Origin of the sequence: uncultured Draconibacterium sp., from assembly GCF_913063105.1 — a bacterium.
Classification (GTDB): Bacteria; Bacteroidota; Bacteroidia; order Bacteroidales; family Prolixibacteraceae; genus Draconibacterium.
The window spans coordinates 118,563-142,695 of the sequence record NZ_CAJXYQ010000004.1; the positions used below are offsets into that span (position 1 = coordinate 118,563).

The 24,133-nt window shown below is 39.1% G+C and carries 19 protein-coding genes; 8 read left to right on the forward strand and 11 right to left on the reverse strand.

Translation table 11 applies throughout. The annotated features are described in order from the left end of the window. Nucleotide 1 precedes the first annotated feature (1 nt). From QZ574_RS05235 to QZ574_RS05255, 5 genes are read left to right on the forward strand one after another with little or no spacing between them, the layout of a single operon-like run. Nucleotides 2-391: an STAS domain-containing protein gene (locus tag QZ574_RS05235; RefSeq protein WP_297087518.1), complete on the forward strand. Its 390-nt coding sequence runs from the start codon at nt 2-4 to the stop codon at nt 389-391. 13 nt (nt 392-404) lie between these two features. Continuing rightward, nucleotides 405-830, forward strand: coding sequence for an anti-sigma regulatory factor (locus QZ574_RS05240; protein WP_297087520.1), 426 nt, complete (start codon nt 405-407; stop codon nt 828-830). Continuing rightward, nucleotides 821-1,882: an ATP-binding SpoIIE family protein phosphatase gene (locus QZ574_RS05245; protein ID WP_297087522.1), complete on the forward strand. Its 1,062-nt coding sequence runs from the start codon at nt 821-823 to the stop codon at nt 1,880-1,882. Before QZ574_RS05240 ends, QZ574_RS05245 begins: the two co-directional genes overlap by 10 nt. Further along, nucleotides 1,842-4,016 carry an ATP-binding protein gene (locus QZ574_RS05250; RefSeq protein ID WP_297087524.1) on the forward strand — a complete coding sequence of 725 codons (2,175 nt, stop codon included), beginning with the start codon at nt 1,842-1,844 and terminating at the stop codon, nt 4,014-4,016. The genes QZ574_RS05245 and QZ574_RS05250 overlap by 41 nt, the downstream gene beginning before the upstream one ends. Nucleotides 4,017-4,026: 10 nt before the next feature. After that, nucleotides 4,027-5,130 (forward strand): hybrid sensor histidine kinase/response regulator, encoded by a 1,104-nt coding sequence (locus QZ574_RS05255; RefSeq protein ID WP_297087526.1) that lies wholly within the window; start codon nt 4,027-4,029, stop codon nt 5,128-5,130. 44 nt (nt 5,131-5,174) lie between these two features. Here the strand turns inward: QZ574_RS05255 and QZ574_RS05260 are convergent, their stop codons facing one another. Beyond that, complete coding sequence (locus QZ574_RS05260; protein WP_297087528.1) at nt 5,175-8,540, reverse strand: PAS domain S-box protein; 3,366 nt, start codon at nt 8,538-8,540, stop codon at nt 5,175-5,177. Nucleotide 8,541: 1 nt separating this feature from the next. Next, on the reverse strand, nt 8,542-9,078 hold the full coding sequence (locus tag QZ574_RS05265) for a heme NO-binding domain-containing protein (protein ID WP_297087530.1): 537 nt from the start codon (nt 9,076-9,078) through the stop codon (nt 8,542-8,544). A gap of 313 nt (nt 9,079-9,391) precedes the next feature. Between QZ574_RS05265 and QZ574_RS05270 the strand changes: the two genes are divergently transcribed. The 3 genes from QZ574_RS05270 to QZ574_RS05280 all read left to right on the forward strand — a co-directional run bounded on the left by QZ574_RS05270 (nt 9,392) and on the right by QZ574_RS05280 (nt 12,894). Further along, on the forward strand, nt 9,392-10,714 hold the full coding sequence (locus QZ574_RS05270; RefSeq protein WP_297087532.1) for a UDP-glucose/GDP-mannose dehydrogenase family protein: 1,323 nt from the start codon (nt 9,392-9,394) through the stop codon (nt 10,712-10,714). Nucleotides 10,715-10,720: 6 nt separating this feature from the next. Beyond that, on the forward strand, nt 10,721-11,671 hold the full coding sequence (locus QZ574_RS05275; RefSeq protein ID WP_297087534.1) for a UDP-glucuronic acid decarboxylase family protein: 951 nt from the start codon (nt 10,721-10,723) through the stop codon (nt 11,669-11,671). A 104-nt stretch (nt 11,672-11,775) separates the two neighbouring features. Next, on the forward strand, nt 11,776-12,894 hold the full coding sequence (locus tag QZ574_RS05280; RefSeq protein ID WP_297087535.1) for a hybrid sensor histidine kinase/response regulator: 1,119 nt from the start codon (nt 11,776-11,778) through the stop codon (nt 12,892-12,894). Between the two features lie 36 nt (nt 12,895-12,930). Here QZ574_RS05280 and QZ574_RS05285 read toward each other — a convergent pair whose 3' ends face one another. From QZ574_RS05285 to QZ574_RS05325, 9 genes are all read right to left on the reverse strand, one after another. Then, nucleotides 12,931-14,955, reverse strand: a complete 2,025-nt coding sequence (locus QZ574_RS05285) for a right-handed parallel beta-helix repeat-containing protein (RefSeq protein ID WP_297087537.1) — start codon at nt 14,953-14,955, stop codon at nt 12,931-12,933. A gap of 153 nt (nt 14,956-15,108) precedes the next feature. Next, a complete protein-coding gene (locus QZ574_RS05290; RefSeq protein ID WP_297087539.1) occupies nt 15,109-16,296 on the reverse strand; it encodes a glycosyltransferase family 2 protein in 1,188 nt (395 codons plus the stop codon). Nucleotides 16,297-16,317: 21 nt separating this feature from the next. Beyond that, nucleotides 16,318-17,514: a glycosyltransferase gene (locus tag QZ574_RS05295; protein ID WP_297087541.1), complete on the reverse strand. Its 1,197-nt coding sequence runs from the start codon at nt 17,512-17,514 to the stop codon at nt 16,318-16,320. A 4-nt stretch (nt 17,515-17,518) separates the two neighbouring features. Further along, nucleotides 17,519-18,664, reverse strand: a complete 1,146-nt coding sequence (locus tag QZ574_RS05300) for a glycosyltransferase family 1 protein (protein ID WP_297087543.1) — start codon at nt 18,662-18,664, stop codon at nt 17,519-17,521. A gap of 11 nt (nt 18,665-18,675) precedes the next feature. Then, entirely contained in the window at nt 18,676-19,884 is a 1,209-nt protein-coding gene (locus QZ574_RS05305; protein ID WP_297087545.1) for a glycosyltransferase family 2 protein, read from the reverse strand. A gap of 11 nt (nt 19,885-19,895) precedes the next feature. Then, the gene (locus tag QZ574_RS05310) at nt 19,896-20,516 is read right to left on the reverse strand and encodes an acyltransferase (protein WP_297087547.1); all 621 of its coding nucleotides are present in this window, start codon (nt 20,514-20,516) and stop codon (nt 19,896-19,898) included. Between the two features lie 6 nt (nt 20,517-20,522). Then, entirely contained in the window at nt 20,523-21,482 is a 960-nt protein-coding gene (locus tag QZ574_RS05315) for a glycosyltransferase family 2 protein (RefSeq protein ID WP_297087549.1), read from the reverse strand. A 2-nt stretch (nt 21,483-21,484) separates the two neighbouring features. After that, the gene (locus QZ574_RS05320) at nt 21,485-22,957 is read right to left on the reverse strand and encodes an O-antigen ligase family protein (protein ID WP_297087551.1); all 1,473 of its coding nucleotides are present in this window, start codon (nt 22,955-22,957) and stop codon (nt 21,485-21,487) included. A gap of 11 nt (nt 22,958-22,968) precedes the next feature. Then, nucleotides 22,969-24,117: a polysaccharide pyruvyl transferase family protein gene (locus QZ574_RS05325; protein ID WP_297087552.1), complete on the reverse strand. Its 1,149-nt coding sequence runs from the start codon at nt 24,115-24,117 to the stop codon at nt 22,969-22,971. Between the last annotated feature and the right edge of the window lie 16 nt (nt 24,118-24,133).

The window sequence follows — 24,133 nt, forward strand, 5'->3', positions numbered from 1 at the left end:
TATGAACTTAGATCTACACGAAAAAAGAATACCCATCATAAAGATTCGTGATTTCCTGATCGTTTCTATTCAGGTTGACATGCACGACAAACTTGCCATTCAGCTGCAATCGCAAATACTCGAAGAAATTGAAAGAACGGGGGCCAAAGGAGTATTGATAGATATTTCGGTACTCGAAATGGTCGATTCTTTTATTGGGCGGATGTTGTCGGGTATGGCTTCGATGGCAGCAATTATGGATGCTGCAGTGGTTATTGTTGGCATGCAACCGGCTGTAGCAATTACCTTGGTAGAACTGGGATTGGAAATGCCGGGAGTGGACACGGCACTAAACATGGAAAAAGGGATAGAAATGCTGGAACAACGACTGGCAAATTCAGAATTTTTGTAGAAGGAGGTAACCCATGAACGAAATTACTTTCGATAACAATTGGGAACAACTCGGCACATATCCTATTATTACTGAACACGACATTGTAAAAGTAAGGCAATTGGTTCGGCATCATGCCAAAGATTTCCGTATGGGAATTGTTGAACAGACACGAATTACAACTGCCGTTTCAGAGCTTTTTAGAAACATGTATAACTATGCAGGAGGTGGTAAAGTGCTTATAGAACGTGGCGATGTTGAAGGGAAAAATGCGTTAATTGTAACCTGCATTGACGAAGGGCCGGGAATTGAAGACATCGACCTTGCAATGAGCGATGGATATACATCAGGACAAGGTATGGGGTATGGACTACCCGGCACTAAACGCCTGGTTGATCGTTTTGAAATAAAATCGGAGAAAGATAAAGGAACTGTTGTTCGGGTAATGAAATGGAGATAACTCGCAATCAAATACTAACACTTCAAATTGAACATGAATCAGACGTGGGGATTTGCCGACGAAAGTCGGTAAGCCTTGCCAAGCAGCTGGGCTTCGACGAAGTGAAAACCGGGGAAATAGCCATCGTCGTTACCGAGCTGGTAACCAACGTATTGAAACATGGCGGCCGGCAAGGTAAAATTCTGGTTTGCGAGGTAAAAACCAACGACGGACAAAAAGCAATTGAAGTGTGGTGTTGCGATTCGGGGCCGGGTATTCCAGACATTGAAAAAGCCATAAAGGATGGTTTTTCAAATAAAGTTTCACTGGGAATCGGCATGGGCTCCATACGTCGTTTTTCGGATGAGTTTGAGATAAACCCAAATCATTCGCCCTTTAAAAACGACGATGCCCTAAATGGCCTTGAACAATACACTACTTGCATCAGAACGCTAAAATGGGTACCGGCCAAAAAGTGGATTGGCAGCAACCGCGCATTAAGCATTGGCGCCGTATCGCGAAGCAAACCGGGCGAGAAACTAAACGGCGATTGTTATGTGGTTAACCATATTGCAGCAACAAATACCGTAGCTGCAGTAATTGATGGGCTCGGGCACGGTAAGGAAGCACACATGGCATCTCAGCTGGCTCGGGAGCAAATAATAATGAAATCCGGACAACCGGTAAATATGTTATTGCAACACATGAATGCCGGAACAAGAGGAACGCGTGGGCTGGTAGCATCAGTTGTATCAATTGATACTGAAAGAAACAAACTGCAATTCAGTGGAATTGGCAACATCGAAGGATTTGTTGTAACATCGGGGGAGAAAAAAAACCTGCTTTCATATGGCGGAATTATAGGACACAATATGCGGACACCACGCGTATTTGATTACGATTTTAATCCGGGTGATTACCTGTGTATGTCCTCCGACGGAATAACATCGCGGTGGCGACCTGAAGATATTAACTGGAATGATCATCCGCAAAGTATTGCCGAGAGTTTACTAATTAATTATGCACGAGACAATGACGACGCTACCATTCTTATCATCCGCTACAACCCATAGTGTTGGCACCATACTGGTACAGTTCGAGTCGGATGTGGTTCGGGCACGAAACCTGGCATCGTTACTGGCACAGGAAAGTAAGTTTGATAAAACTACCTGTATTCGTATTGGCACAGCCGCCTCAGAGCTAAGCCGGAATATTATTGAACATGCCGGAAATGGTTCAATTGATTTTATGTTGGCCGAACGCGAAAATAAAAGTCCGGGTATTGTTATAATTTTCAAAGACAAAGGCTCTGGAATAAAAGACCTGGATTTGATACAGGCCGGCAACTTCCAATCAAAAAACGGCATGGGCGTTGGGCTTAGTGGATCGCAACGCCTAATGGATGACTTTGATATAAAAACCAGCGAAAAAAACGGCACACAAATAACCATCGCCAAATGGCTTCCACGCTTTTCAAAACAGCTCGATCATAAACGAATTCTTGAAATTAAAAATGCCTTTGAGAAAACCATCGAACGGGGCGACTCGAGTATGGTTGATACCATTAACTCGCAGAATAACGAACTGGTATTTTTGTTGCGCAAACTGCAAGAGCGTAACGAAGAAATAGAAACCATGAACCAGGAGCTGGAAGAAACAAACAAAGGCGTTGTGGCCCTTAACCGCGAACTTGAAGATAAAGCAGTTGATATTGAAAAAGCAAAGCAGGAAGCGATTCAGGCCAATAAAGCAAAAAGTGAATTTTTGGCCAACATGAGCCACGAAATCAGAACACCCATGAATGCCATACTTGGCTTTGCAGAAATTCTGGAAACAAAAATTAACGACGACGCTTTAAAACAATATGCTTCGGCAATTTCTTCCAGCGGATCGGCACTTCTGAGTATTATTAATGATATTCTTGACCTCTCGAAAATTGAGGCTGGAAAAACAGAATTACATTTTCTTCCTGTAAATCTGCCAAACCTATTAAAAGAAGTCGGGCAAATATTTCAACATAAAGCCGATGAAAAGCAAATTCAACTTATTGTTGATATTGAAAAAAACGTTCCTACCTGTATCGTAATCGACGATGTTCGTTTGCGCCAGGTACTTATTAACCTGGTTGGAAATGCCATAAAATTTACCGAAACTGGCTTTGTAAAACTCAAGGTTATTTTTGAAAACGCTGCGAATAACGACCAAAAGTACAACCTGCATTTTATGATACAGGATACAGGAATTGGAATTGACAAAGACCAGCAAGAGCTAATTTTTGGAGCTTTTGAGCAGCAAAAAAACCAAAGTATTAATAAATATGGCGGTACCGGCTTAGGTTTAACCATTACTAAAAGGCTGGTAGATATGATGAATGGATCGATTTGGGTAGAAAGTGAAAAAAACTCGGGAAGTATTTTTCATGTTATCTTAAACCAAATCGAAGTTGGAGCAGCCAACGATTTAACAACACAAGACGAAACCGATTTTGAAGGAGAAATAATATTCGAACCCGCATCGATATTAATTGTGGATGACATCTCTACCAACCGAAAACTGGTAAAAACCTTTCTGAAAGATTTTGATTTCACCCTTAATAGTGCCCGCAATGGAGAAGAAGCAATAAATGCTGCCCGCGAAATAAAACCTGATTTAATACTTATGGACATAAAAATGCCCATTATGGATGGATTTACAGCTACCGAAATTTTAAAGAATGATGAAAATTGCAGGCACATTCCAATTATTGCATTTACGGCATCGGCATTAAAAGAAGAAATTGAGAAAATACGTATTTCGAACTTTGATGGTTATTTGTCGAAACCAATATCTAAAAAGAGCATGATAGCTGAACTGGCTAAAGTTTTAAAACATGCCAAAAAGGAATATGACAACACTGATGCCTCAGAAAAGTTAACATTAAAAGATACAGGTAACAGGCAACAAAGTTGTTCTCGGGAATTCTTGGAAGAATTAAACAAAAAGCTCTATCCTCAGTGGGATTCGTTAAAAAACACATTTATTTTAGGAGAGATAAATGACTTTGCATCAAGTTGTTTGCATATTGGAAACAGCTACAATGCCAAACAATTGCTTGATTGGGGGAATGATATTCAGAAACAAGTTGTAAATTTAGACATGGAAAATCTGCCAGTTACAATAAAAAAGTTTGAGACCATTTGGCAGAATTATAACACTTGTGAAGAATAAACACAAATCTATGCAACAAAAAAAACCGGTAATTCTTATTGTTGATGATGTTCCTAAAAACATTCAGGTACTTGGTACCTTATTAGCCAAATTTAAATGCGAACTGGCCGTTGCCATGAACGGACAACAAGCACTTGATACCGTTGAAAAAGTTAAACCCGACCTGATTTTACTGGATGTAATGATGCCCATAATGGATGGACATGAAACTTGTCGGCAGTTAAAAAGCAATGAAGCAACCAAAGACATTCCGGTTATATTTTTATCGGCAAAAACCGAAACCGAAGATATTGTTGAAGGTTTTAAACTGGGTGCTGTTGATTATGTAACCAAACCATTTATTGGCAAAGAACTGGTTGCCCGCGTAAAAACACACCTTACCCTGAGGCAAACCCAGCAAACACTTAGCGAGGAGGTACATTCGAAAAATAAATTCTTTTCAATAATGTCGCACGACCTTCGCGGAGCTTTTGGCATAATAACCAACTTCGTTCAATTGATTCAGGAAGGAGGAGAATTTCTTACTCCCGATGAAACCAACGAGTTGTTAAAAGATATTGAAACCACATCAAAAAATACGCTCGAGTTACTCGAAAATCTATTAAAGTGGGCTCGTTCGCAAACGGGTGCCATTAAGTTTTCGCCTGAGAATTTAAAAGTTAACTGTGTGTTTGATGAAATTATTCGTAATCACCAAAATATTGCACAGGCCAAAAACATAAGCATTAAAGTGGTTAACAAATCAGAACAAATGGTTTATGGCGACCGGAACATGATTCTTCTGATTATCCGCAACCTGGTATCGAACGCAATTAAATTTACAGAAAAAGGAGGGCAAATATCCTTGAATGTTGCAAACCAGGGCGATTTTATGAGAGTGAGTGTTACCGATACAGGGGTTGGTATTGCTCCGAATAAAATAAACGATCTTTTTTCTATTGAAGCAAAAACAACCTCTACCGGAACAGCGAACGAACAAGGCCACGGATTGGGTCTGGTTCTGTGTAAGGAATTTGTAAAAATTAACGGCGGCGAAATTGGTATTAACAGTGCACCGGGCAAAGGAACTGAAGTGTGGTTTACCTTACCTGAAGGTAAAAAAGAACAAGAATAAATGAATAGCAAACATAAAAAACAAATAAAAGGCTAACTTAAAAGTTAGCCTTTTATTTGTTTCAGCTGCTCAATAAGCATCGGAAACTCCGCCAACTTCTTGTCAATCAATTCAATATCAAACGACTGCAAGCCAACATCAAGTTCGGTACAATAGCGCTTAATTGCCGGACAGGCGTTGGAAAATGCCATCTCCGACAGACGTATTTTGAATTCCTCAATTTCGTAAATCACCAGACTTCCTTTAATGTTTTCCCAAAGGGGCAGGTAATCATTTTCAAGTATTTCAATAGTTTTAGGCAACTTCGCGAGGCATTCTTTTGTAAGTTTCTCTTCAAACTCTTCCTCCTTAACACGTTTGTCTTCAACATACATAAATTTATCGGGCAAAAACTTGAGAAGAAGTGTCTCCAACTCTTTCTTAAATACTGGTTTTTGCAGGAAATCATCAAAAAGCATCTCAATTAAATCACTGCGCGATTTTAAGGTAGATGCAGAAAAGGCAATTACGGGTATTTCTTTGAGTTTTTTATCTTCTTTAATAATCCGGGTAACTTCAAATCCATCAATCCCCGGCATACGAATATCCATAAATATCAGATCGGGTTGAACGGTATTAAGTTTTGCCAGTGCTTCCGATCCATCCGAGGCTTCAACATAAGTTACTTCCTCCGAATTTATTAATGCCTTTAAAACATCAATATTGTAGTCAATATCATCAACAATCATAACCGTACACGGCCCCAGTTTGGCATTCAAATTGGGCATTTCGCTACGCTCTTGTTTTTGGTCTCTTACCGTTTTATCAACCTTTACCCCATGCAAAGTAACCGAAATTGTAGTTCCCTTTCCTTCGCTACTTTTTAACGATATTGTTCCATTCAACCTTTTTAGTAATCCATCAACAATAGCCAATCCCAATCCGGTACCTTCATATTTTCGGTTGCTTGTTCCATCCTGTTGCGAAAACGATTTAAAAATTAAATGTTGTTTATCTTTTTTAATTCCTATTCCGGTATCCTCAACGGTTATAACCAAATCCACTTCATCATCTTGTTCGGTTTCGGTGGCAAAAGCAAATACATGAACATACCCTTTTTCAGTAAATTTTACGGCATTACTAACCAGATTAAAAATTATCTGGTAAAACCGCAACTCATCCATTAAAATATATTGTGGCACCGACTCTTCGGTTGTAAGTTTAAAGCTTAAACCTTTTCGCTCCACCTCACTCATAAAAGCCAACTTCACATCCGATATAATTTCATTATAGTTCATCGGATTATATTCCACATCAATTTTTCCTGATTCGATTCTCGAAAGATCGAGAATGTCGTTTATAACATTCAATAAATTTCTACCGCTGTTAATTATGGAAGACAGGTAGCCCTTATGCAGGTTTACGTCGGTATTATCGTATAACCACTGGCTGAATCCGAGTATGGCATTTAACGGGGTACGAATTTCGTGTGAAACATTGGCCAAAAATTCCGATTTCATTTTTGAAGCTTCTTCGGCCTTGTTTTTTGCCTGTTCCAACACCTTTTCGTTTTGTTTTATAATGCTGACATCCCTGATGATTATCAATACCTCTGTCTCATTCAACTTCACCAGGCGAGCTTCATAATACTCTACTTCATCCCAGTTCAGGTTTTTAAACTCAACTTGCGATTCGCTCTCCACCAGGCATTTGGCAATCGATTCAATAAATAATTCAGAAAGTTTTTTGTTAAATGCCTGCTGAATTGATCTGCTTTTATTGTCTTTAACCAGGTTTGACAAATTAGACCCAGGAGCTGCTTTTAAGGCCTTTATCTCTCCTGTGTTTTTAGCATGAATAATTACATCGGGGATGGAATCAATTATAATCCGGTTTTCTTTTTCACTCTCAACAAGTTCGTTCTGAACCCGTTGCCTCAAAAAGTTATGCGAAATCAAGTTTGAGATGGTACGCAGTAATTCTAATTCCGATTGACGCCACATCCTGTTTTTCTCGCATTCATCAAAACCAATAAACCCAAGTTGATTTTCTTTCCCAATTAAAGGCAACACCAATATAGATTTAATTCCCTGTGGCTCTAAAATAGCAATCAGGTCTTCGGGTAATTCCGAGATGTTTTCGGAAAATATTATTCCTTCTTCATCAAGAAATTTTTTCCACGATGGAATGGCAGTATAAGGAATATCCTGCAGTTCATCCATTTGCGGCTCTATTCCCGTGTTGCACCACTCGTAAGTATTGCTGGTAAGATTACCATCAGTACTGTCTTCAAAAATATAAACACGGCTCACGTTTAAATGCTCTCCTACTATACGTAAAGCTGCAGTGGTTTTATTTTCAAAATCAGTTAGCGAGTTATAACTCATTGATATTTCGGAGAGTAAAACCTGTTGCTTTAGGTTTTGTTCGATTTCAAGCTCCTGTTTTTTTCGTAAAGTAATATCAAACATTACTCCTCGTATACCAATAACCTCTCCCTGTAAAATAATCGGGCTGGTATAAACTATTACTGATAAACGTTCGCCGTTTTTCTTTTCAACAATATATTCGTTTGATGAAGTTTCTGAAGTTTTAATAATTTTCCTGATATTATCGCGCACTTTTTTGCGGTACTCATCCGGAAATATTTTAAGAATATTAAAATTGTTGCTTAGCACTTCCTGCTTGGTATAACCAAACTTCTCAACAGCAAAATGATTGGCGTAGGTTACAAATCCATTTTTATCCAATTCGCAAATCATTTCCGGCAGCGACTCGGTAAGTTCCCGGTAACGTTTTTCACTTTTTTCCAGTCGTTCCTGATCAAGTTTTTGTTGTGTAATATCATGGGCCACAACTATTATTTCAGAAAAAACACAATCTTTCTCTGATAACAATTCAACGTTTGGTTTTGAAAGGGCCTGTTGTTTTATTACACAAAACTTACATTTTTCGCTCGAGAATTGCAGGTTGATGCGCAACCAAATCCGATTGCCAGCTTTTGATTTCACCGAAATCTCGTAATAATTCAAACAACTCTTCTCCAGAAACTTGCGGGCAAAATGTATAAATGTCTTTTTTCGTTCGGCAGGAGCAAGAAAATCCATTACATTTTTTCCTTGTAACTTTTCATCTTTGGTGCCAATAATTTTATCAACAATCTGGTTGGTAAACTTGATGTTTCCTTTCATGTCAAGCCGGAATATCATGTCGTTGATACTCTCAACCATGGTTTGGTATTCCAACTCCGATTCATGAAGCGCCCTTGTTCTTTTTTCAACCAGCGATTCCAGATTGGCGTTTAAGTCTTTTAACTGTTCATTTGAATGGTATAATTCCAGCGACTTTTTTTCCAATAATTGTTCTGCTTCTTCTCTGGCTGCACTCTCTCTAGCCAGTTTTCGTTTTATGAGTTCAATCTCCTTGCTCATATTATTTTACCATTCTGAATCGAACCACCGATCCATCCTTTTCAATGTTTTCCTTTTCTATGGTTACCTTCTCTCCAAAATGCTTTATGCATCCGTGTATTAATCCTTCCGCAAAATCACCAAGTTTTCGGGCAGAATGGTATACCATAACCATTTTATCTTTGCTTAACTCCTCCACTTGAAAAGTAGGTAACTCTGCATCGGGGTATAGTTTTAATACCTCAACATGAATGGTATTTTCCACATCAGCCAGCAGTTCAAACGAATTGGTTTTTCCTTCAAAAAAAGCAGGATATCCTTTTACAAAAACTTTAAAAGCATACTCTCCAAAGGCATACAATAATTTATCAACAGGAATATTCTTTGTTTTACTCAATGCTACAACCAGGGCAACCATCTCTGCAGCATCGTAGGTTCCAACGTTTGTATAAACACCATTGCGCGGCACCTTTGATTGTTCAATAATGCTATCAACTGTTTCGTAACCGAATTCCTTTTCAACCATTTCAAGAAATTCTTTAAAGATTAATCCTTTCATAAAATATTGATTTTAAAAGTGCGTCTTATCCTTCTGATAGTTATAAAAAATTTGACAAAATCAGATATGAAGATAGTTGTTTTGATTTACGATTGCAACAGTAGATTTCTGTGAACAAAGGTTTTTTTCAAAAAGCGCATATTTACTGCTTTTTTACCCCATTTTTAGGCAAAAAATGATAGGTAAAAATCAAAAATATTCTTATTTTGTAATGGATTGGTTTAATTGTTTTATAATCAGATGATATCAAACAAACCACTTAGTTTTTGACGCGATTAACGATACGAAATTTACAAATTAAATTAAATCAACTATGAAAATTTCTGTAGTAGGAACAGGTTATGTTGGATTGGTTTCAGGAACATGCTTTGCAGAAACCGGTGTTAATGTTGCTTGTGTTGACATTGACGAGAAAAAGATTGAGAACCTGAACAATGGAATAATCCCCATTTATGAGCCGGGCCTGGAAGACATTTACAAAAAGAATGTCGAAAAAGGACGGCTTGAATTTACCACAAATCTTGCCGAAAGTATAAAAGAAGCCGAAGCAGTATTTATTGCTGTTGGTACCCCACCCGACGAAGATGGCAGTGCCGACCTAAAGTATGTGTTGGGTGTTGCCAGGGAAATTGGAAAAAATATGGATCACTACCTGGTAGTTGTTACTAAAAGTACAGTGCCGGTAGGAACTTCGGCTAAAGTAAAACAGGCCATACTTGAAGAACTGGAAAAAAGAAATGAAGATATTCCCTTTGATGTTGCTTCAAATCCGGAGTTCCTGAAAGAAGGTAGTGCTGTTGATGATTTCCTGAAACCCGACCGTATTGTTATCGGGACAGAATCGAAAAAAGCACAAAAAGTAATGAAACGCTTGTATAAACCATTCCTGTTAAATGGTCACCCCATTCTTTTTATGGATATTACTTCTTCTGAAATGACCAAATATGCTGCCAATTCGATGCTGGCTACCAAAATTAGTTTTATAAACGATATTGCCAACCTGTGCGAAATTGTTGGAGCCGATGTGGATAACGTACGTAAAGGAATAGGATCGGACGTACGTATCGGTCATAAATTTATTTATCCCGGTACAGGCTACGGCGGCTCTTGTTTCCCGAAAGATGTACAGGCACTTATTAGAACTGCCGATGAGCACAACTACTCGCTTGAAATTTTAAAAGCTGTTGAAACCGTAAACTACCGCCAAAAAGAGGTACTGTTTAGCAAGTTAAACAAAAGGTTTGGCGGCGATTTAAAAGGTAAAAAGTTTGCCATGTGGGGACTGGCTTTTAAACCCAAAACCGACGATATGCGCGAAGCACCTTCCTTGGTAATCATTGAAAAGTTACTTGCTGCCGGTGCATCTGTTGTAGCCTACGACCCCGTTGCAATGACCGAAGCCAAACGTATTTTAGGCGATAAAATTAGTTATGCAAAAGATGAATACGAAGCCGTAATTGATGCTGATGCACTGATTCTTGTAACCGAATGGTCGGAATTTAGGTTGCCTAACTTTAAAGTGTTGGAGAAACTGTTAAAGAACAAGCTCATTTTTGATGGAAGAAACATTTATGATCCGGAAGAATTAAAAGAAATGGAGTTTGAGTATTATGCAATTGGTAGAAAAACAAACTAAAAAAATATGAAAAGAATTTTAGTAACAGGAGGTGCCGGTTTTGTGGGATCTCATTTATGCGAAAGACTGTTAAATGAGGGAAACGAAGTGATTTGTCTCGATAACTACTTTACCGGTAAAAAACGAAAAATCATACATCTGCTCGACAATCCGTTTTTTGAATTGATTAGGCATGATGTTACTCAACCCTATTTCATTGAGGTAGATGAAATTTATAACCTGGCCTGTCCTGCCTCGCCGGTTCATTACCAATACAACCCCATTAAAACGATTAAAACTTCGGTTATGGGAGCCGTAAATATGTTGGGCCTGGCCAAGCGAATTAAAGCTAAAATTCTTCAGGCATCAACCAGCGAAGTATACGGCGACCCGGCTATTCATCCACAAACTGAAGACTATTGGGGAAATGTAAACCCAATTGGTATTCGCTCGTGTTACGACGAGGGGAAACGATGTGCCGAATCGCTCTTCGTAAATTACCACGCCCAAAACGAAGTTCTAATTAAAATTATACGCATTTTTAATACTTACGGACCAAAAATGGAACCGGATGATGGCCGTGTGGTTTCTAACTTTATTATTCAGGCACTTCAGGGGCAAGACATCACCATTTTTGGCGATGGACAGCAAACACGGAGCTTTCAGTACGTGAGCGACCTGGTTGAAGGTATGATACGAATGATGGCAACGGAAGACAGTTTTACCGGACCGATAAACATTGGGAATCCGGGTGAATTTACCATGCTTGAGTTGGCCAGTGAAATCATTGATATCACCGGGTCAAAATCAAAAATTATTCACCTGCCTTTACCAAAAGATGATCCGACACAACGCCAGCCTGACATTACTTTGGCCAAAGAAAAACTGAATGGTTGGGAGCCGAAAATACCGCTGCGCGATGGACTTACAAAAACCATTAATTATTTCGACCAGCTTTTAAAAGAAGGAAAAGCATAAAGCTACATCCATATTTCGACCTTAATTAAGATGAAATCTGCCGAAAATAACGTTATTTAGCCCCGGCAGTTTTCATCTTTATTTTTTTATTGATAATGAACAGTATGAATAGTAACCTTAAAGAAACAACCCCAACCATTCTTATTGTAGATGACAACCCGAATAATATTAAAATTGTTGCGTTAATATTACGGTCGTTAAAATATAAAATAGTAATTGCAACCAACGGAGAGCAGGCTATTGATTTGGTAGAACAAACAAAACCAGACTTAATATTACTGGATGTGATGATGCCAAAAATGGATGGTTTTGAAGCCTGTAAAATAATAAAATCAAAAGAAGAAAATGAAAGTACTCCGATAATTTTTATTACTGCATTAAATGATTCTGAAAGTCTGGTTAAGGGATTTCAGGCCGGAGGGGTTGATTACATCACCAAACCATTTAACAAAGATGAGCTGGTAAGCAGGGTTAAAACCCACCTTGATTTAAAACAAACGCGCGATAGCCTTGAAAGAACCACCCAACACTTATCAGAGCTAAATGCGTTGAAAGATAAAATGTTTTCGGTTATTGGTCACGACCTCAGATCGCCATTGAGCAGCGTAAAAATGACGCTTGAGTTTTTATCAAAAATTACCAACTCTCCGGATGATCCGATTGCCGAGAACATAAACATTATGCTTAAAACAACCGATGAGGTTTTTGGCTTGCTGGAAAACCTTTTGGGCTGGGCAAAATCGCAAAGCGGCAACTTAAATATTAGTAAAGAAGAAATTCAGATTTCGGATTTAATAAATAGTGTTTACCTGCTAAACAAAGGTAATCTTGAACTTAAAAAAATTTCATTTAAAACAGATGTTGAAGATAGTGATACCGTATTTGCCGATTTAAGTACGATTAAAGTTGTACTTCGTAATTTGGTATCAAATGCCATAAAATTTACGCCTGAAAGTGGAACAATTACAGTTTCGGCCAGCAAAAAAGAGGGAAAAATGCAGATTTGTGTGGCCGACACCGGCATTGGTATTTCGGAGGAGGATTTGCCCAAAATCTTAAATCCGAATACGCATCACACCACTTACGGCACCAACCGCGAAGCAGGTAGCGGACTTGGATTAAACCTGTGCAAGGATTTTGTTGAGAAAAACGGCGGAACCATTTGGGTAGAAAGCGAACAGGGAAAAGGCAGTACCTTTTGCATTGAGCTTGATGGCGTTTAAAGCTGTCTGTTGATTTTAGATTTGTTTTTGGAAAAATTAAAACCCGCTTCGCAAAAATTTAACTGATTTTGAATATCCGGCATTGTTGGTGTAGCGCATTATAAACATGCCCCCACTCACCAGTTTGTCGGATAAACCCACCGACAACTTTGATGAATAACTATGACCAACTTGCATTTCCTGCAATTTAACTCCCCTGATATCGTAAATCTCAATACAAAAATCATCGGCCATATTTTCAGGTATATTAACCAGTAAATTTTCTCTGACAGGGTTTTGTATAATGCTAACCTCTTCCGGTTCCCAGGCATTTATTTGCTGAAGATATTTTTCCATATCTTCTTCCCACAAGGTGCCATTTTTGCTGGCCACTGCTTTTCGTTCAGCAAAATAATAAATCAGAATCTCGTTAACCGCAGCATAAACCGACTCTGTCATGCTAAACCGAATATACCTGCTGGTATCATTAATGTTATGTATTTTCCAGGTGTTATATTTGTCGCAGCTCTCAACAAATAAACGGGTCCAGGCTCCGGGCTCTCCAACTGAGACTTCAAGATTAGCAATTCCATTCATATCGTGTAAGGATATATTGGCCAAACTATATTCCTCTCCAAGATCAATATAAAAATGATATGGGCCTTTATCCATATTATAGGCAGGTTTCCACGACTCACTAATGGGATGCTCTCCAGCATCAGGTGTAAAATCCTGTTCATCAACCAGGTAAGCCGGAGGATTTAAACTTCCTCCATCAACCTCATCTACTAACATATCAGCCGAAAGAATTATTTGTTCCTGGTAAATTTCGTATTTATCGCTGCAATCTTTAAAGTACTCCGGTCCGCCTGGTGCCCCCATACTTTTGTATTCATCGGGGTTATTGTCCTTTAGCGAGTAATCGTTTTGCGATGGATTAACAAACTTTAGTGGTGATAAATTTTGAAGCTCGTTATCCTTTACCTCGTAATTGGTATTTACTGTGGTATAATTTTTAAAAATTACAGAATATTTGTCGTCATAAAAATTGTTTTTTACCTCTAGAAAATTCAATTCATTCATATTTCGAATAATCTCATGCTCCGAATTATTAATGTCGAGAAAATAATTTCCGGAGAACTCGATGGGTGCATTTTCTGTGGTAAATTTTCGGTTGTCGACAAATACACCGCTACAGGAAGCAATGTAATTGTTGTAAAAATAATTGTTACCGCTGCCCATGGTTATAATTCCGTACGAAGCTCCCCCAATTAAAATATTGTTAAACACCGTTGCCACACTGTTGTCGCCAATTTGCAGAATGTTACCCTGAAAAGTATCGCCATCATTACCGGCAAACAGGAAGGTATTGTTGTAAATTTCAACATCTTCAACCATATTGGCAATTTGTAACGATTCGCGACCGGTGTTTTTTACAATGTTATTAAAAACCCGCACATGCCTGAATTCCATTCCCGGACTTTTAGTTTCGCCCAGGTACATACCTTCTGTAACATCTTCAATAAAGCAATCGTGTATCAATAAATTCTGAAATACCGGTGCTGGGTCGGGGGGACTGCCACCATAGTCTTTTTTAGCCATGATACCGGCAAAACCACTGTCGCTAACTTTTACAAACGCTGCCTCGCAATCCGAGCTCAAACCTGAAAAAGCAAGTCCGCAGGTACTTGCCGACAGCAAAAATCCATATTTAAAAAAACCGTGCCCGGTTCCGGTAATCTTTATATGCTGGCAATCATGAAAAGTAATTCCTCCCCATTGTTCTTTATCGTTTATGTGAACCTGACCACCTTTATTGATAAATACAATTGGATTTGACTCTTCTCCCTCCAAATCCATAAATTTTAATGCTTTGGTACGTCCTGAGGTAATAAAAACGGTGTCGCCGGCCACTGGTATAGTTTCCCAGTAACTTGCAGGAATGTAACTCGGTGCAGCATGGTCGATTGTATGGTTTTTGGCAATTGCCTGGTTGACAACACCTACAAACAATAAAAGCAAACCACAACAGAATAAGCTGATGTTATTAATATAATTTATGCACCGAAAGCTGCCTGACATTTATTAACTTTTTGTGATTGATATGGTTTTACACCGGGCAATATACAAAATGTTTAACTCGGTATGTTTAATAGAATTCTGAAAAACACTGTAAAAAATGCTGATTTAAGGCTTAGATCGGCATTTTCGGTATCAGAAATATTGAATATTGTTCTATCCACGTTTTGCCCGTTGCCAGTTAACCGACTGATTTCCTTTCATGTACCGTTTAAAACCCAAAAAAACGGAAAGATTCATGATAAAAAAGTAATACGGTACAAAAAGTACTTTTACTTTTATTTTACGATTTTCAAGAAACCAGCCCAAAAGCGCAGCTACATAAAATAACACCTGGCCGTAAAACAACAGGGTATAAAGGTTTTGAATAGCAAAACCAGACTGCATGGCAAGGAAAAAATTAAGCGGAATGATGCAAAGTAATAGCAATGGGGTAAGCGTCCAGCGTAAAACCCTATGCGAAATATACTGAAACGAAAGTGTTCCGTATTTAAAAACATTAAGCAACGAACGTAAACGCACCACCGATTGTATTCCTCCCGCTGAAATCCGGATTTTTCGTTTTAATTCTTCTTTTACGTTTGCCGATGCCGTTTCAATGGCATAAGCTTCAGGATTATACTGAATGGTATAGCCCGACATGGCCACCCGAAGTGAAATGATAAAATCATCGAGTAAAGTATCTTTTTCAACCTCTTGCCATAGTTCTGTTCTAATGGCAAACAACTCGCCTGCTGCTCCGACAACCGAATACAATTCTGCATCCCATTTTTTCAAAGTCGACTCGTATTTCCAGTAAATCCCCTCTCCTGCTCCGGCAGCTGCATCAGCATCCTTATTTATTATACGTTTTTCTCCGGACACACATCCAACTTTTGGATTTTTAAACAGGTTTACTATTTCCTGAATGGAGTCTTTGCCAAGGGTTGTATTGCCATCAGAAAATATTACGATGGGTGTTTTTACAAATTTCATCCCCCGGTTCATGGCGCCAATTTTTCCTCCGCGTGCATCTTCATGGTACACTTCAACTCCATCGTACTTGCGTAACTCATCAGGGGTACCATCATCGCTACCATCAGTTACCCACACGTGGCGCACCTTTTCGCGCGGATAATTCAAACTAAACGAATTTTTAACTTTTTCATCGATATAATCTTTTTCGTTATAGGCAGCAACAAATAAGGTTACTTCCGGCTCGTAATCATCGTTTCCGGTAAAGGGTTTTGCAATGCCGAGAATTCGTCTGATTTTTATCAGGATAAATAATAAAATGCCATAGCCCAGGTAAGAATAAAAAATAACAAACAACGAACTCCAAAATAATATCTCTACTGCATTCATGGTTGATTGGTTTTAGTGTTATTAATGTTTTGTTTTGTTTAATAATTGTTCAAGCACCTCTGAAAATTCATCGGCTTTATTGTTCCACGAGTTTTTGCTACTAAAAGCTTTCCGCTCAGCAATTTTTTCTTTTGAATCGTTACTCAGTTCCTCATTTAATTGCCGGGTAAACTCCTCTTTATCTGTTGCAAAACGCACAATCTGTTCAAACTCGGGAAGTTTGGCAAACGAAGTTAATACCACCGAAACGCCAACGGCCAGGTATTCATTTATTTTCAGTGGGTAAATATTTTTATTCACCTCGTTAACAATGTATGGAATAACACCGAGATCGTATGATGCTAATAGAGCAGGTACTTCGTGCGGTGCAATTGGCGGAGAGAATTTTACATTCGGATAGCCATCAAGTCGATCTTTAATAAGCTTATTGCGCAGGTCGCCGGTAAACTCGAAATTTACCTCAGATAATTGTTTGATTGCGTATTCCATGGTATCAATATCAAACCGATGATCGAGACTTCCGATGTAACCTATAATTTTTCTTTTTCGATCGGAATGAAGATCCGTTTTTGCTTCGGAAATAAACAGGTCGTAGTCTACACCATTTTTAACCACGTAGCTATTGGGGTTCATCTTTTCCTTGTCAATATTAAGGTAATCAGATGTGGTGATAATGCCATCTACCGCTTTCGAAAAATCTTCATCAATTTTAAAAATCCGCTCCCCATGTCTACGGGTTTCAATACCATCGTAGCAGTAATACACATTCATCTCCTCGTTTAAGCACCCCACAAGTGGCAAACCGTACAAGGCATTAAAAGCAGTAATTACAACCGGCGATTTTATATCCAGCTTTTTCATGGTTTGCTTAATGGCCCAACGATACAGCAAGTTATTCACGCGGTAAAAGGGCTTAAATATTTTCTCGTTCTTTATAAAATCCACCGGAAATACAGGTGGTGCAATTAATTGGTAAACCTCGCTTTCAACATCGGTTTGTAACACCTTTAAGCGATTTTTAAAGCCAAACATTCGAGCCAAAGGCACCTTGGTTTTACCCAGCAAGGTGGTAACTACATCTTTTAAAGTAAAGGGATATTCAATAAAAACAAGCCGATTGTGTTTTGCCAGACGCGACAAAATCTGAACCGTTGATTTAGTGTAAGGTCCGTACCAGGTGGTATACGAGACACAAATTATATCTTTTCCCTTCAGCATAATTCTAAGAATTTAGTTCGTTATAAACTTCTTCGTATAATGCCACATTTCGCTCGGCCATTTTTCGCCACGAGAATTTTTTTGCATTTTCTATTCCCTTCTCGCACAGCATGGCTTTATAGTCCTCGTTGGCTAATATTTTAATAATAGCTTCGGTAATTTCTTCGGGTTTATGCGGATCGACAATTGCAGCAGCATCGCCTGCTATTTCAGGCATCGATGAGGTATTTGATGTTACCACAGGCACTCCACAGGCCATTCCTTCGAGAATTGGAATTCCGAAGCTTTCGCGCAAAGAAGGGTAAAGAAACACGGTGCACTGATTGATTATGGCAGGTAAATCGGTATTTACCACATAACCAGTTAAATAAATATCGTTGCGTAAATCGGGATGTCCAATCTCGTTTAAAATTTTTTGCAAAGCTGTTTCGTCGTAATCAAGCATTACCAGCTTGTATTTTATATCGCTTTGGGCATTAAAATCGGCAAATGCTTTAAGTACATTAGGTGTGTTTTTTTTGGGGTCGGTATTCCCCAGGAAAAACATAAAATTATCGGGCAATTGGTATTTTTCTTTGGCAGCTTTCAGCAGGTTTTCATCTTCAATTTTTTTAAAATGTTCGCCAACTCCATTATAAATGGCCACCAGGTTATCGCCTAAACCCATAAAATTTTTAATGCGGTTTTTCTCGAAATTCGACACGGTAACCACTCTTTTGCTTCGTTTTACAACCGGCGGAACCACCCATCGTCTGTACATGTTTCCCAGCTTTTGATACCAGGTGCCTGCCTTTTTAAAAATACTAACACTTTCAAGATAAATAATATCGTGTAAAATTGTAATTAGCGGCACACTGCTCCAAATAGGTCCGGTGTTGCTGGTACAGTGTAAAATGTCGCAACCCTCGGCTTTGGCGGCACGCGGCAAGGCAAATTGCTCCCATGTAGGATAAGGTCCGCCGCCTAATTCAACCACTTTAAAATTTGGGGCTGCCGGAATGCAGGTATTGTCTTCATCGGGTTTTACAAAAACCACGTATTCGTTGTTTTTATCAATAACCTGGAGGTTTTTTATCAGCTCCAGCGCTACCATATCCATTCCGTGTTTCTTTTTACGGTAGAGTCGTTGTCCTTCAATTCCAATCTTCATGGTTTAGTATTTTAGTTTTCGTTAATTCCGTGTTGTGTATGAATAAACTTTTTATTGGCCCCGCCCAATTTAAAGAGCGAGATAAACATTAAAAAGAAAGCTTTAGGCAAGGTAAGCACTGCACGCAGGGTTTGCATGCTGTAGAATTTACCCGGAATACTCAGCAAGAAGGCAATGAACACCAATGCCCACACCGGCAACCATTGCTGCATGCTGTACTTCAGAAAATCCATGTCGGGGAAAAACACCCCAAGCACAACATAAACAAGTGTTATAATGCTTACCAGCCCGATTAACAAGACCCGTGGCGGAGAAACCATTTGGTACACCTTATCGAAAAAATCGACATTTCCTTTTGTTAACAGATGAAATAAGCCAGAAAAGAAATAACGCCTGAAATACACAAATTGTGCCGACAACCAACGTTTACGCTGTCGGGCAAACACTTCCGATTTTTGCACTTTTTCGTCCAGCACCAGGGCATCGTGCAGGTATTCAATTTTATTCCTGTCGCGTAATAATTTCAATTCCAACTCTTTATCAAAACCACCAATGGCTTTTACATTGGCCATAGTTTCTTTAAAAAAATGATAATCAAAGGCCATTCCAGAACCAATTAATGCTGAAGACAAGCCCAGTTTTCGGTGTCCTTTTCTGAAAATGTGGTTATTAACTTCCTCACTAATGGCATCAAGTACGGCAAAAGAAGTATTTGTATTTTTTGCAACCCGATGCCCCTGAACCACCATAAATCCGTTTTCAAAGGCGTGGTTAACTTTTGTAAGGAAATCTTTTTCCATCAGGTTGTCGGCGTCCAGAATTACTGCCACCTCATAGTCGCCGGGCAATTGGGCCATAGCTTTGTTAAGTGCTTTTGACTTGGTACTAACATCAAAAGAAACCACGACCACTTTAATGGGTAAGCTATTCAACTCATCCAGCGTTTCCTGCTGAAAAGAATCGGCAATTACCACCACATCGTATTTTTCTTCCGGATAATCCTGGTTTAATGCATCTTTTGCTACCTCAACAATTACTGCATCTTCTTTATATCCGGGTATAAGCACGGCCATTTTCCTTTTACGCGGGTTTTTAGGCACAACTGCTTTTAGCGGAAATACACCGACAAATGCAAACAGAAAAATATAAATGGCTGCAAAACCAAAATAAACGAGAAAAACAATCTCGAAACCATGTATGATAAGTTGAATCAGTTCCATAAAAAATAAATTTACTGGTTAATATTTTCGCGGATAACACGAGCGGGTACGCCAACCGCCAAACAGTAATCGGGTACACTTTTGGTAACCACCGAACCGGCAGCAACTACCGAACCTTTACCAATTGTTACCCCTTTTTTCAGAATTACACGGTTGCCTATCCAAACATCATCCTTAATAATTACGGGGTCTGATTTTCCTTCTTCCGATTTATTGCCAACCTGGTGGTGGTCGCCATCTAAAATGAGCAATTCGGGAGCTAAAAAAGTATTGCTGCCAATTTCAACCCGCGACGATACACTGATGCGCACACCGCTAATCCAGTTGTTATCGCCAATTATAAGTTCTGCATTCTTTCTAACGCTTATTCGGGTAATATCAATGTCAGAGTTTATCCGGTTTAGATTACCCATTTTTATAAAACCTTTGTTTTTTATTATCGGACGTTTTTTAGTAAATGTAACCTTTCCTTTCTCCTGAACGTTACGCAGGCGATACCTTGTTACTACCAGGTTTAAGGCATAGGAAACCAAACGAAATAGCAAGATGATTTTCACCTTCAAATTATTGGAAGAATAATCATATTCTTCGCGTATCTTTTGCTGTTCTTTGTTGATTAAAGATCGTATCATAAGGTTTTATTTAAAGTTTGCATAGATAATTTCGTTCTGTTCATTCAGGTATGGGTTTACCTTTACTTTGCAGTGGGTAATATTCCAGAAATAGGCTTGAATTATTTTTGAAATAAATTTCATTTCGCCTTTTAACAGAAACTTAAGCACATTAACCGGCAAAGCCACAAACGAATAGAACAGGAAACTAATAACAGCAATGAGTGGTTTAGCGTTACGACGTACAAATATTAAGCGGTTACGGTTCATGTAAAACACTTTTAACGGATTGTTTTTTCCTACCGACATCGACTCTTTATGGTAAACTGTTGATGTGCCACAGTAATATATTTTAAAACCATTGCGCATTACCATGTGTGCCCAATCGTGCTCTTCGTAATACAAGAAGTAAATTTCGGGCATTAACCCAACCTCGCGAATAACGCGCATTGGCAGCATCATTGCTGCTCCGTGTGGCAGGTTTGTTTCGATGGTATGGTTAAAACTTTCGTTATCCTGCTGTTTAAACCCAATGGTTGACCCCCGTGCTGTAAAAAGGTTAATATGGTTAGACCCCGCATATTGCACCAGGTTTTTGTTCTCGCTAAAAAAATAAACCAGTTTTGGCGAAACAATTCCAATGTTCGGATTATTTTCCAGCAAATTCACCAATGGCTGAAGAAAATCCTTATCCACCTCGGTATCCGAGTTCAGGAACAAAACATATTCGCCGCGGGCCTCCTTTATTCCTAGATTATTTCCACCGGCAAAGCCCAGGTTTTTATCGCTGCGAATAAATTTAATGTTGGGGCATTGCTGTACAATTACCTCAGGATCTTCCTTTGAAGCATTGTCTACAATTATAATTTCGAGATTAGGATAAGACACCTTTTGCAGGCTTTCAATTGTTTCGATGGTAATTTGTGCCTGGTTATAATTTACACTTATCACCGAAACCAGCGGATATAATTCGTTTTTAGCGTCCATAATCAATTTTTGTCGTTTAATGCGTTTAATTCGGTTTGCTCTTTATCAAGCTTTTGGGCCATAAACAAAAAGGCCATGCTTGAATAAATTAAAATACCGGTTGGCATTTGCCCCAAAACACCATTGCCGTATGATGCGCCCATAATTCCGAAGATGCCGCACACCAATGCCGACATTTTTGCCTTAATTTCCTCGTCCTTCAGCTTAAACATAATAACATAAGCACCTTTTCCTACAATGTAAAAGAGAATACACAAATGTAAAACGAGGCCAATTACCCCTTGCTCTGCCCAAATCATTACATACCAGCTATCGGTTGCTGTTTGGGCTAAAAACGTGTGAGGCGAGAAACGTAAGCCCCAGCCTCCGGCCGACCCAATTCCTCCGCCAAATGGTCGGCTGGCAAGGTAAGTTTTAAGCTTGCGCTGATTGGCAAGGCGCACCTGCAACGAAGCATCGTTGGGATCGAAAGCAGTACGCATGCGTTGTATAGTATAGTTGCCGCTACCAATTGATGTGTATTTAAAAAATACTAAAACCGCCACTCCCATTACCAAACCCAAAGCCAGTATTTTTATATTTTTTTTGAGTACAAAATAAAGTGCCCCACCAACAATAGGTACTGCAATGGCTCCGCGGGTTCCGGATATCATCATTCCATACAATCCCAAAAAACCAACCACCAGGTAAAATACTTTAAGTTTAAACGATTTTTTCTCGTGCCAGCCAAGTATGCTAAAAACTACGCCGGTATGCCCCATTGCAGCTCCAAACTGTCCGGCATCAGAATAATAAGAAAACACCCTTAATTTTCCGAATAAGAGATGTGTGCTATCATTTCCTTCATCCAGCCAGGCCTGTTCAAACGGATCAACACCAATAAATTTTTGCATCAGTCCTTTAAGCACGGCAAAAACTGAAAACACTGCCCACAGTTTCAGAAACATATCCAGGTCTTTGTTTTTATTGAAAAGAATAAAGAGCACAGGTATGGCAAAAAGCATATATAACGAAACCCCACGCATGGCATAAAACCACGCTACCCTGCTCACCGCCTCGGGATTTACCAATTGAAACAATGCATAAGCATACCACACCACGGCCAGAAGTGTTAAATCGTTTTTTGCGTTGCTCCACGGTATTTTTCTAAAAAATGCCATAAAAAACAAGGAGGCATAAATTAAAATAAAATGTGCATCGATGGTAAGTCCCATTGGTACACCCTTTACATACCTGCCAATACCAATAGCGGTAAAATTTAAAATATACATTCCAACCAATCCCGCCTTGGGAACCATAAAAACCAGGTAGATGTATGAAATAATAAAGGGAAGTATGATAATACCGATACCCGAAACCATTCCTCCATGAGCAGTAACGTAACCCAGACCCAAAACAACAGCAATAAGCACAGCTGCAAATTGCGGCTTCCTGAGGATTTCGGCACCATATTTTCGGGTAAAGCTATTGGTCATCAACAGTATATTTATGCTTCATCAAGTGCATTTCTTAGAAAAGCAAACGCTTCTTCCTGCTTTTCTGCGAGTTTTGTATTTACGGCCTCAAAGTCAATTTTCTTTTTTGCCAAACTTAATAGATCGTTTCCCGGATCGGTTACCAGACGGTCCTCTAATCCGAGTGCATTTAACAGCGAGGAAAAGCGGGTAACCCCTCTTTTTGCATTACCAACGGAAATAAACGGCTTGTTAAAAATAATGGAGAAAGCGGTACCGTGGAATGAATCGGTGATAACAAACTCAGCATCCATAAACCCGCGTATCCAATTTGTTACGGGCGGAAAAATACAATCATTAAGCCCTTTTTTACCAACTTTTGCAAAATCGCTTTTTGGCATTGTTGAAACAGTTTTAAGTCCCAGTTCTTTTGCAATGGCAGCTATCATTTTTTTCTTTTCCGGCGACTGGTCCAATACGTAGTTTAGCAAGCTTCCATCCAGTTTTGGGGTCTTATCTTTTTCAACCAGGGCTATGTATTCTTCTTTTGGAATAAGCAAAGTAGGATCGAGTACCTGGCGGGCTTCAACGCCCAGGTGTTTTATACAAAGTGCCACTCCCGAATCTTCGCGTACCGAAATGGCATTGTATTTTTTAGCCAGTTTGCTGCAAACCGCTGTCTGGTTTTTTGAGTATTCCCAGTGATCGACACCAAACGATGCAGCAAAAGCAATACGTTTTGCCTTGCTATCTTCGGGTAGAAAGCCTAAAAAATGATTTTCAATACTTGGCGAATACCGCGGGCGCCAAACCTGATCGCTTCCACAAACGTAGGCTTTAAATCCATATTTTTCTAATTGCTGAAAGCCTGCCTCGTCTTTCAACAGATGCGTAACCTTCACATGTTCTTTAATAAACCTATCGGTGTGCTGACGAAGCTTCTCGATTTCATTTTTGCGTGGCCAGGTACGCACAACCACCTTTTTTTGCAACACATAACGAAGAAGAAAACGCTTGCCAAATGAAAGAATTTTCATTTTTAAGGGCACATTAATTTTTGAATTTCGATTAATGGTTAATGCTTCGTGCCCCAGTTTTCGGAGTACAACCTGCAAAGCATAGGTTTGCAATATTCCGCCGTAATTCCAAACAAATGGTAATGTTACTATTCCTATCTTCATTATTCAGCTGTTTTTG